The sequence below is a fragment of the Pontibacillus marinus BH030004 = DSM 16465 genome, from assembly GCF_000425225.1.
GTDB classification, from domain to species: Bacteria; Bacillota; Bacilli; order Bacillales; family BH030062; genus Pontibacillus; species Pontibacillus marinus.
Genome location: NZ_AULJ01000084.1, coordinates 1 through 9,575, shown reverse-complemented (window position 1 = coordinate 9,575; position 9,575 = coordinate 1). Strand labels below are relative to the sequence as shown.

General features: G+C 32.5%; 13 protein-coding genes and 1 pseudogene. 3 read left to right on the top strand and 11 right to left on the bottom strand.

Annotated features, from left to right (window positions below; genetic code table 11):
• Positions 1-212: pseudogene (locus H514_RS0115045) on the top strand (IS110 family transposase); the annotation flags it as partial.
• 224 nt (positions 213-436) lie between these two features.
• Here H514_RS0115045 and H514_RS0115040 read toward each other — a convergent pair.
• The 5 genes from H514_RS0115040 to H514_RS0115020 all read right to left on the bottom strand — a co-directional run bounded on the left by H514_RS0115040 (position 437) and on the right by H514_RS0115020 (position 3,545).
• Entirely contained in the window at positions 437-1,093 is a 657-nt protein-coding gene (locus H514_RS0115040; RefSeq protein WP_027447704.1) for a uridine kinase family protein, read from the bottom strand.
• 44 nt (positions 1,094-1,137) lie between these two features.
• Positions 1,138-1,740: a histidine phosphatase family protein gene (locus tag H514_RS0115035; RefSeq protein WP_027447703.1), complete on the bottom strand. Its 603-nt coding sequence runs from the start codon at positions 1,738-1,740 to the stop codon at positions 1,138-1,140.
• A gap of 46 nt (positions 1,741-1,786) precedes the next feature.
• Entirely contained in the window at positions 1,787-2,248 is a 462-nt protein-coding gene (locus tag H514_RS0115030) for an NUDIX domain-containing protein (RefSeq protein ID WP_027447702.1), read from the bottom strand.
• 31 nt (positions 2,249-2,279) lie between these two features.
• Positions 2,280-2,765: an HIT family protein gene (locus tag H514_RS0115025; RefSeq protein WP_027447701.1), complete on the bottom strand. Its 486-nt coding sequence runs from the start codon at positions 2,763-2,765 to the stop codon at positions 2,280-2,282.
• Between the two features lie 327 nt (positions 2,766-3,092).
• Positions 3,093-3,545, bottom strand: coding sequence for a hypothetical protein (locus tag H514_RS0115020; protein WP_027447700.1), 453 nt, complete (start codon positions 3,543-3,545; stop codon positions 3,093-3,095).
• A gap of 424 nt (positions 3,546-3,969) precedes the next feature.
• Between H514_RS0115020 and H514_RS0115015 the strand changes: the two genes are divergently transcribed.
• Complete coding sequence (locus H514_RS0115015; RefSeq protein ID WP_027447699.1) at positions 3,970-4,500, top strand: sigma-70 family RNA polymerase sigma factor; 531 nt, start codon at positions 3,970-3,972, stop codon at positions 4,498-4,500.
• Complete coding sequence (locus tag H514_RS0115010) at positions 4,490-5,539, top strand: DUF4030 domain-containing protein (RefSeq protein WP_027447698.1); 1,050 nt, start codon at positions 4,490-4,492, stop codon at positions 5,537-5,539. Before H514_RS0115015 ends, H514_RS0115010 begins: the two co-directional genes overlap by 11 nt.
• 172 nt (positions 5,540-5,711) lie before the next feature.
• Here the strand turns inward: H514_RS0115010 and H514_RS0115005 are convergent, their stop codons facing one another.
• The 6 genes from H514_RS0115005 to H514_RS25080 form a co-directional block, all read right to left on the bottom strand.
• The gene (locus H514_RS0115005; protein WP_027447697.1) at positions 5,712-5,918 is read right to left on the bottom strand and encodes a hypothetical protein; all 207 of its coding nucleotides are present in this window, start codon (positions 5,916-5,918) and stop codon (positions 5,712-5,714) included.
• A 248-nt stretch (positions 5,919-6,166) separates the two neighbouring features.
• On the bottom strand, positions 6,167-6,589 hold the full coding sequence (locus tag H514_RS23195) for a hypothetical protein (RefSeq protein WP_036843669.1): 423 nt from the start codon (positions 6,587-6,589) through the stop codon (positions 6,167-6,169).
• A 200-nt stretch (positions 6,590-6,789) separates the two neighbouring features.
• Entirely contained in the window at positions 6,790-7,320 is a 531-nt protein-coding gene (locus H514_RS0114995) for a hypothetical protein (RefSeq protein WP_027447696.1), read from the bottom strand.
• A 282-nt stretch (positions 7,321-7,602) separates the two neighbouring features.
• Complete coding sequence (locus H514_RS0114990; protein WP_027447695.1) at positions 7,603-8,346, bottom strand: OmpH family outer membrane protein; 744 nt, start codon at positions 8,344-8,346, stop codon at positions 7,603-7,605.
• Positions 8,347-8,654: 308 nt separating this feature from the next.
• On the bottom strand, positions 8,655-9,131 hold the full coding sequence (locus H514_RS0114985) for a hypothetical protein (RefSeq protein WP_027447694.1): 477 nt from the start codon (positions 9,129-9,131) through the stop codon (positions 8,655-8,657).
• A 264-nt stretch (positions 9,132-9,395) separates the two neighbouring features.
• A partial coding sequence (locus H514_RS25080) for a hypothetical protein (RefSeq protein WP_036849371.1) occupies positions 9,396-9,575 on the bottom strand: 180 nt, incomplete at its 5' end.

Here is a 9,575-nt window from a genome sequence, read left to right as displayed (position 1 = left end):
CTCCTTATCTAAGACGAGCCATTTGGCAAGCTGCATTTGTAGCTAGCTTTCATGATCCTGCATTATCTCTTTATTATCAAAAGTTACGTGATCGTGGAAAAGCTCACGGCACTGCGGTTGGCGCTGTTGCTCGTAAACTAACACACATCATCTTTGCGATTCTAAGAGATCAAAAGCCTTATGAACCACGCCCTCAAGTAAACGATGAGTGACAACAGCTCATGGGATTTTTAATAATAACAAGCGTGAGGTTTATTTGGCATGCCAAATTTTATTCCTTTAAACCTAAAGAAACATTGATTTAGATACTTGACTTTTTATAGCTGGTCTTATGTGGAACACTTGAATTCGAGATATCTCTATTTAGTTACTTGGCTTTATTTCATTGATTATTACAATTTTCCAGCACTATTAACACTTCTGATTCCATATCTAATTAAAACCGGTTAATTAGATAATCACCTTTTTCCATAAGAAAATTTACGTTGGAATTTTTTAAAACAACATCAAAATTTTGATGGTAAGGGTGCATAAATAACTCATATTGAATTCTACGCTCTTCATGAGATTGCCTTAAATAATTGATGTTTGTCCCTCTTTCCGAAACATCTCTAACACCTCTTCTATTTAACTCGGTATCTCCACCAGTATATAAGAAAATTTTTAAATCTAATAAATTAGGATTAATAAATGCAACGCTCATCCCTTCTACAATATTTATTTTGTTTTGTGAAGAAATTAAAGTGCTCTCCATATAATCAGTTCCTATTGTGTAAAAATTTAAACCATCTCTCATCATATTGATGTCTCTTTCTAATGCTTTTATATTATGAGCTGAGGGATGACAAGCCGTCATTTTATATTGATGATGCTCATTTTTATATTCATAGTCAATAGTAGTGTACTTTCTAAGGTGAGAACCGATAATATACGGGTCGGTATTAATATAATTCACATCATTTCGCCCCAAAATCTTTTTAAGTTTATTTGAAAAAGTTGTCTTTCCTGAAGCACCATGACCCGAAATCCCAATGATTACTTTTTGTTCTTTATTGGTTAACAGATTGGCTATATCATGTATTACCTTGTCCATAATTCCCCTCCCATTTTCGGCTAAAATTTACTTTCTTCATTAGATTATCTTAGTTGCTTTAAGGGATCTAAGTGAGAAATATTGTTTATAAAATGAACAATTTTATTTCGCTCTACTAATTCTAAAAAACTAATACTAGTGTCCCCTAATTTAAAATAGTAATCTTTAGATATCCCCATTCCAAAAAATGAACGGAGTATGCAATTTATAACACCACCATGAGCAACTATTGCAATTCGGTTGTAATTATTAACAGAAATTATTTCTGAAAATATACTTTCTATCCTCATTCTAAATTCAATATGTGATTCCCCCTCTCTATATCGTTCATGCAAATATTGGGGTTTGGGATATTTTTTTGCTTCTTCAAAGCTTAGTCCTGCTTGGACTCCATTATTAAACTCCATTAATTGTTCTTCATACTCTACTGGGCAATTAACTGTTTCTGAAAGTAGTTCTCCTGTCTCACTAGCTCTTTGTAGCGTACTTGCCCAAATAAAATCTGGTGGAAATTCTAATTTTACTTTCTTAGCCATTAAACTTACTTGTTGTCTACCTAAATCCGTTAAGGAAAAATCAGCTCTACCTTCATGAACATTTAAAATATCAGCTTCAGATTCTCCATGTCTAATCAATAATATTTCCATCTCAACAACCCCCTCATCTCTCACCATAGCCCCTTAGCTTATTAAGTTAATTAACATCTCCTAGATAAATGGGGGATTTTTCTTTATTAAAATGCTTAACGATATGTGTTCTTATCTCTTTAGGATATAGCCTATATTGCATCAATTCGGTGACATCCACCCATTCTATCCCTATTTGATGTTTATCAGGGTTGATAGGTTCTTTGTAATTTACATTATCCCTCAATTCACAAGTGAAATAGTATTCAACTTGGTGAACATCATAATCAAATGTCGAGTATTCATGATTCTTTCCAATATACTCTCGTATGTGTAAGAGTTCTTCTACGTTTATATCGTATCCAACTTCTTCAATACATTCTCTTCTTAATGCATTATGTAGTGTTTCACCATGTTCTTGACCACCACCAGGACAAAGATAAAAAAACCCTTCTTTATCTTTGTTTTTTGTAAGTAACACCCTATTTCCTTTTATTATAATGCCTTTTGCAGAATTTCTAATGTTCATTACGATCGTCCCCTTATAGTGAATTTTAAGATCACTCCTGGTTAGCTAAAAGTTCTTCTATCCCCAAACGTAACTTTTCTGAATAGAAAGGACGTTCATCTGGTTCGGTATAAGATCCTTTTGTTAGATAGAGGTTGTCGTTTTCATATCTCGGGTAAACGTGAAGATGATAATGCCATACGTCTTGATTACCAGCAGGCTCATTATGTTGTCGAGTAGAAACTCCATCACACCCATATGTGTGTTTCATTGCAAACGCTGTCATTTGAGCAGCACGATGAATCTCAGCAGCCATTTCTGCTGTAAGTTCATATATATTCTCGAAATGTTCATTAGGAACAACAAGGACATGCCCTTTGTTGTTTGGCCACCATTTGCTAGCAATAAATGCAGTTACATATTTATTCTGATAAATGATGTCTCTTTGCTTCGTTCCTTTATTATCTTTTTCAATACCTGAAACAATACGACAAAATGGACACTCATACCCTTCAGGTTTATGAGAATATAGCTTCATATCGCAGATCACTCCTCTTTATTTTCTTCATGAAACTTACCTCCTTATTTCGATAATAAACTTACGTTCTCGTGCTACTAAAAAAACACAGTCAACAGGTGTCAGGTATTACATAAGTAACAGTTATAGTTAAAATTTTCAGAAAAAACACATTGTAATATTCTAACACAATAACAATATATTTCAATTTAATTTTATGTGATCCAAACATAATAATAGAGCGCACAACCTTTTCTTCCAGGTATGCGCCCTAAACATGAAGACTTGATTTCGAGATATCACCATTAGGATCTTCCCTCAGCATCCGTCAGTTTACAAAAAGCCTTTTTATTGTTCTAAAGAGTCTTCAAAATAATGTTCTAATTTAGATGCTTCTTCAAGAAAAGAGTAAGTAATTTGCATACCGCCTTTAATATCGGTTCTTGTTACATAAATAGAATCCCCATTTACAAAAAATATCTTAATTTTATATCCCGATTTCAGTTCAATATTGATTCCCGCTTTCACCTTAGAATTTTGAGAAGTCCCATCAATCCTAGATTGATCAGCTATTTTGTTTGCGGGGTAATCATTAAACCAACTTATTATTTTGTTTAATTCTTCTTTTTGAATTATTTTCTCATTATTATTCGCTTCCCACACCCTAGCAATATGGACTTGACTTCTTTCAATCGGTTGATGCAGTAATAAACTGTCCATAAATTCTTTGTTTTCTTTATATTGATGCCACCATAAAAACCCTAATATGAGAGCAAAGACTACTAAAATTATTTTTTTCACTTATTTCTCCCTCCTAAATTCTCCGACGGCTCCATCAAACGGTAAGATATCAACCCTTCAATTCTAGATATTACTTCCATTTTCCTTCCTTTTACATTGTAAGTATCATCACTATCCCCATTTTAAAAGGCGCTTTCACTCTGTTTATTTTGTACTTACATATTAATGAGGTACCTAATACCTGAAATTTTAAGAGGGATATTTACTTTTCTTCCACTGCCCCCCTTTTACTTCATACTCTATAGAAGCATAACTTCACAAATCAAAATGCGCTAAACCAATGACATATATGATACAGTTACTCCATTATATTCAGAAATACTCATTTCATAAAACAGCATCCTTCTTTTAATTACTTTTTTAAATTTAAGGGAACGGAAATAACTTTGCTCTCGTCTAACATGATGAAAGAGGAGGGAAGGATATGGAAGATGATCATACTTATCAAGATATATTAAAAGACTTAATGGAAAAGTACGGCGATATGGTTCTCCGAGTTGCTTTTACTTACGTTAAAGAAGAGAAGCTAGCTGAGGATCTTTCACAAGAAATTTTTATACGTTGCTATAAATCCCTTCATAACTTTGATAATCGTTCCTCTTATAAAACCTGGTTATATAGGATTACTGTGAATTATTGCAAGGATTATGTAAGAAGTTGGGCTTTTCGGAAATTAATTCCCAAGTCAATGACGAAAGTAGAGTATGAACATAACATGCGATCTGTTGCTACTGAAGTTTTAGAAAAAGAAGAAAGCGAGGAGTTATTTCATAAGGTGTTAAGGCTTTCTGTAAAGTTAAGAGAAGTTATAATCCTCTATTATTATGAGGAGTTAACGGTAGATGAAATTTCTGATGTTCTAGATGTAAATTCTAATACTGTGAAAAGTAGACTTCATAGAGCAAGAAGAAACTTAAAGGAATACATGAAAGGAGGAATGGTCCTTGGAGAATAATTGGAAGTACCCTAAGCAAGTGAAAAAAATGAAGTTCACTGAAGAACATCAAGATAAGGTATTCTATGGCCTTAATAATCTTAATAAAAGAAAGAATAAATCTCGTAAATTACTGTATAGTTCAGTTGCTGCTATTTTCATCATACTATTTTCATTTGAGCTTTTTGTACCATACATGAGTAATGTCTTTGCCAATATTCCTCTCATTAGTCATTTTATTAAGGAAGAAGAGCAAAACAGAGAGGAAATGGAAAAAATCTTGGAGCTTGTGGTCCCTATCGTTGAAAGGAACGGCACAGACCTTAAGGATTTAAATATAATGACTGAAACAAAGGAAGTGAGTGTGAAACTAAAAGGATATTCTGGAGACTATGAAGATATAGCACAAAATATCGAGGAACATCTAGGAAATAATGGTTTTCAGGAGTACACTGTCAAAGCAATACGTTATGAAAAGGAAGAAAGTCAATCCAAGATAAGCCCCGAAGAATCAAAAGAATGGAAACAAAATATGGAGGATGCTAAAAAACTTAAAAACACTTTGAAGAAACGCTTGAAGGAAAAACGATATGAATTATTGTTCCCCGTATCAGTTAGAATAAATGATACGGAAGGTGTGTTTGTAAACGTAACAGTGCCAGAATCAGAAACTAGAATCAAACAGTTAAAAGATATTCTTAAAAAAGAAGCAAAATCATATGAGGATAAAGTTAAGTTAGATGTTAGACAGGTACAAAAGATTGCTAGAGAACAGGAGAAACGATGGGAAAAAACAAATGCAATTAGCCACATTGGGCGTGCTTTGATGGAAGCAGAACACTTACCTGTAATTGGTTTTGCTTATTCTTTCCATCCCTACCCACTACAAATCAAGATCAAAACATCATTGGATGCAAATGATTCTGATGCTTCAGAAATAGCTGATGAAATTCGCTCAGAAATCAATGTATTTATCCAAAGTAATGAAAAAAATAAATCTATACGTGAGGACAAATACAGGATTATTGTTTTAAGTAAGGATAAAAATGAAATAGATTAAAAATGAAAAGTCGCATTCTTATGCGACTTTATTTTTTATATTCCAGTCGAATAGGTCTTGTATGAAATTATCTTATTAGAAGAAGACATTTTATCTTTAATAAGAGTCTTCAACAAACGCTCCCGATACTTTAAGTATTTCACAATCTTGGATACATGCAAGTTTCATCGGTTTATCCCTTTTCATCTTCCTCATATGCGTCATTTTGTTCTCGCCATTTAAATACTAAAATTGATAGTGGTAAGCTTGCTAGACCAGCTATCAAGGGTATCCAGCTCTCTATTATTTCTGGTCCGTGAGCAATCGCTAGCAATATGTAACTTAATACTATCCCGATTAAAAGGGAGACGACATATTGCCCCAAAACTTTGAATTTCATTTCTGTATTCCTCCTATTTTTGTGAGTTTTGCAAATTTACTCCATAACTACTTCTTTAGTAAAGCAATCTATTTACATTAGGGTACGGTCTTTCACAATCTCCACACATATTAGCATAAATATCAATTTATTTAGGGATGTTAACTAAAAATATAGACGCTACCATTTATTCAATGATCGCGCCCGATTGCTGATTACTTGAATTCGAGATAAACTTTCCTTAAAATTTAAAATCGAACCATTCATTTCTAGCTCTCTTTTTCGAAAGGCTTTTTATTAAGGATTCTTTTTAAGGTCTTTGCATCTTCTCCCGACTTTTTGATATACCCTTCATTTTGCCCCCTAACCATCTCAATAATGTTTGTATCTTTTATGATATAAATCGAATATTCGTTAAACTTCCTGACATTTTCCTTTTTTAAACTTTGTACATGGAGAGTGTAGGTAGGACCTGATCCAGATACTTTAATATCATTCCAAAGTGTATCATCTAAAATCTTTATTACTTCCTGTACTTGTTCTTCATTTGTTATCACTTTGGAGTTGCCATAATCTCCTACGCCTTTTAGGTTTTCTACAACGATTTTGTATTCATTATGGTTGCTGTCAGAACAACCTGCTAGGACTAATAATAAGATAATGTAGATTTTCAAACTCTTTTTGATGTTCATCACCCCTAACGCTTAATTAGCAATCCGTGAATTTTACACTTTTTTTCTCAATGCTACTCAATTTTAACATAATTATCCAACAAGATTGAGTAGAGAATTCTTCTTCCTTTACGTTCCGAAAATACTAAAAAGACGCTAATTCTTATTAAAGAGTAGCGCCCTATAAATGAAGATTTGAATTCGATATAGTTATGTATGCTTTATGTTTTAGATTCAAACTCATAATTCTCGACATCTTGAGGGTTATTAAAAATGTTTCTTAGTTCAAAAGGTATTGCTCCTAAAATCTGTTTACTGACACCTGCAATTTTCCATTTCCCACCTCTTTGAATTAGTTCAAGTTCATATAATTGATTCTTTGTTCCTTCCAACTCCCTTTGCTCTTTAGCTATCACAAAAATATTTATCCGCTTTTCAGGCTCTATTTTTTTATATTCACCATCCACTCTTTCAAAATGTAATCCATCATTATCTTTTTTTGTTAAAATGTCAAAATCTATTAGCTCAAAGCCGTTTTTTGCTTCCTTTTCTAGGTCGGAAATATAATCTTCTTTAGTTATATAAACTTCTTCATACTCTTCAAATGTCATATAAGATGTAGCTTTAATATATTTTTCTTGCTTAATCATATTATAATAGTTGGATACTACTTTCTCTGATGTCTCCCCTGAACAAGAAATAGTGAAAAGGATCAATAATACTAAGAGCATCTTAATTGGTTTAGAATTCACAATATCCCTCATTCCTTTTTGTGATGTTGTGCGTATTGTCCATTAGCAAACACATTATTTTGATACTCAAATTCTTCATAAATAATATCATACAAATAGAATGTAATCTTTATTATTTATAGGCATTATGTTGAATCCTTGTCTTCGACATAATGGCCCGGAAACAGATAAAGAGCGCAAACACCATTATTCAAGATTTGCGCCCGTTTGCGGAAGACTTGAATTCGAGATGATCTTACTTAGGATCTTCAACTAACGCACCCGTTAGTGAAATAAACATATTTAATCAGAAATCATTTCAACAAATGTCGCATAATCAGAGGAGTGACTTTCTGCAATGTAGACTGAATTGTAATTTTTAAAAACAGCATGAATTGATTTGATCTCACCAATTGATAAGTCTTCTCCTAGAGCTTCTATAAATGCTTCTTCATTTTTAATTTTAAAGGATATTGTTCCATTTGTTATATCATACATTGTGTGAGGTACTTGGTTAAAATGCTTATTGTTTACTGTGAATACATATCCGCCATGTGCTTCATCTAATCTCACCGTACCAGTTAATTCTAATTCCCCGTTAAAATCAATTCGATATCTTCTAATTTCCTTATTCTGTTTCTCCATTTTAATATTCTGCACAGTAACAGCACCAACCTGAGAATCTTCCGTTATACTCTCTGGTTTGAATAGACCCAATATTTTAAAGGCTTTATTCTCACCAATTTCATTCCCCATAACCTCATAGGTTTGTTGTAAGAGTGCTTGAAGACTGTTAATCTTATTTGATTTGAATTGAAGCTCACTATTTTTTATTTCATTGTCATTTTTCAATGTATCCAATTCATTTGCGAGTTGACGATTTTTTTCTTCTGCCTTTTGTAAGTCGTCCTGATACTCTTCTAGTGAAGCTTGTTGCTCTTTGGTTTTGTTCTCAAGTTCATTTGATACCTTTTCTGAAGAATCTTCAGTACAGCCTACTAATACTAAAAATATTGATGAACACAGAAATACGAAAATTCCTTTCATAAAAACCTCCTCCTAAATCAGCAAAATTTCAGATAATACACTGAGTTTCTTAAGCTAAATCTTTCTGGAAATACGGTGTTCCTTATTCAACTATCCTGCCTCGTTAGTTGAAGAACACCAAATCTAAATCCCTTCATATTTTAACATAAATATCCAGAAGGCGATCTGATATATTTATGATCAAGACAAATAAAAAGGGGGCTCCCCTTATTCCAGGAAAGCGCCCGTTTACTGAAGAATTGAATTCGAGATAAATTACAAATATGTTCTTCCACTAACGCACTCCGGTAGCAAAAGATGAAATTGTACTATCCTTCTTCACTTAACGTTTTTGCTTTATCTCGAAATTCTTCAACCTGTGGTAACAGTTCATCAATTATTTTCTCAAATTGTTCCTGGTCTAATATCTCGTCATCATAAGAGGTTACGGTTTGAAAAATAATATCTAAATTATTTTTTATTTCATTATAGTTTGAAGTTTTAGTAGTAAGTAAATATCGAAGTCCTTGTTCGTAAGACGATAATACTAATTGAGGTTTTGTATCAATATATTTTGAATGGAAGGTTTCAAATGTATTTAATCTTAATAATGTATCTTTCATAAGAACATTATTCTTTGAATCAACTGCTCTAACAGTACCACTTATGTGGTTTTGAAAGATAAGTAATTCTTTTTTTAGTATCGCACTTTTAGCTTCTACATTTTTTTGGTATAGATTGATAGACAATACACCCAATAAGACTATAATAAGTGCCATTAGCACAAAATAAATACCTTTTCGCATCGACTCCCCCCTTTTTTTATTAAACAATACTGCTTCTTTAGTTTAAGATCATCTTTTCACAATGCCCCTCCATTTTAACATAATTCCCCAATTAGATTGAGCAGGGAATTATTCTGTCTTTACATTCTGAAAATAAAAAAAGACGCTAATTCTTATTAAAGAATCGCGCCCTAACACTGAAGACTTGATTTCGAGATAAATTAAAAGATAATATTCTTCAAAGCCTCCAATAAGCCTTGAAACTATCCAGGTTTTACAAATATATTAATAATTATTTTTCTTTAGTTTATCCAAATAATTAAATGCTTCTCTATATCTTTTTTGTTTTCCTATACTAGAAAAATTGTCCTCTAAGACCTTCTTAGCTTTATCATATTCATCTAGACTTATATAGGAAGCTGTCACATAAATTATCCACTGGTCAGATTTTAATGGTCGAGCATC

Coding starts and splice junctions, on each gene's coding strand:
- H514_RS0115025 (WP_027447701.1), bottom strand. CDS start 2,765: ATGAAGCTATATTCTCATAAACCTGAAGGGTATGAGTGTCCATTTTGT.
- H514_RS0115005 (WP_027447697.1), bottom strand. CDS start 5,918: ATGAAATTCAAAGTTTTGGGGCAATATGTCGTCTCCCTTTTAATCGGG.
- H514_RS0115030 (WP_027447702.1), bottom strand. CDS start 2,248: ATGAACATTAGAAATTCTGCAAAAGGCATTATAATAAAAGGAAATAGG.
- H514_RS23195 (WP_036843669.1), bottom strand. CDS start 6,589: ATGAACATCAAAAAGAGTTTGAAAATCTACATTATCTTATTATTAGTC.
- H514_RS0115015 (WP_027447699.1), top strand. CDS start 3,970: ATGGAAGATGATCATACTTATCAAGATATATTAAAAGACTTAATGGAA.
- H514_RS0115040 (WP_027447704.1), bottom strand. CDS start 1,093: ATGGACAAGGTAATACATGATATAGCCAATCTGTTAACCAATAAAGAA.
- H514_RS0114985 (WP_027447694.1), bottom strand. CDS start 9,131: ATGCGAAAAGGTATTTATTTTGTGCTAATGGCACTTATTATAGTCTTA.
- H514_RS0115035 (WP_027447703.1), bottom strand. CDS start 1,740: ATGGAAATATTATTGATTAGACATGGAGAATCTGAAGCTGATATTTTA.
- H514_RS0114990 (WP_027447695.1), bottom strand. CDS start 8,346: ATGAAAGGAATTTTCGTATTTCTGTGTTCATCAATATTTTTAGTATTA.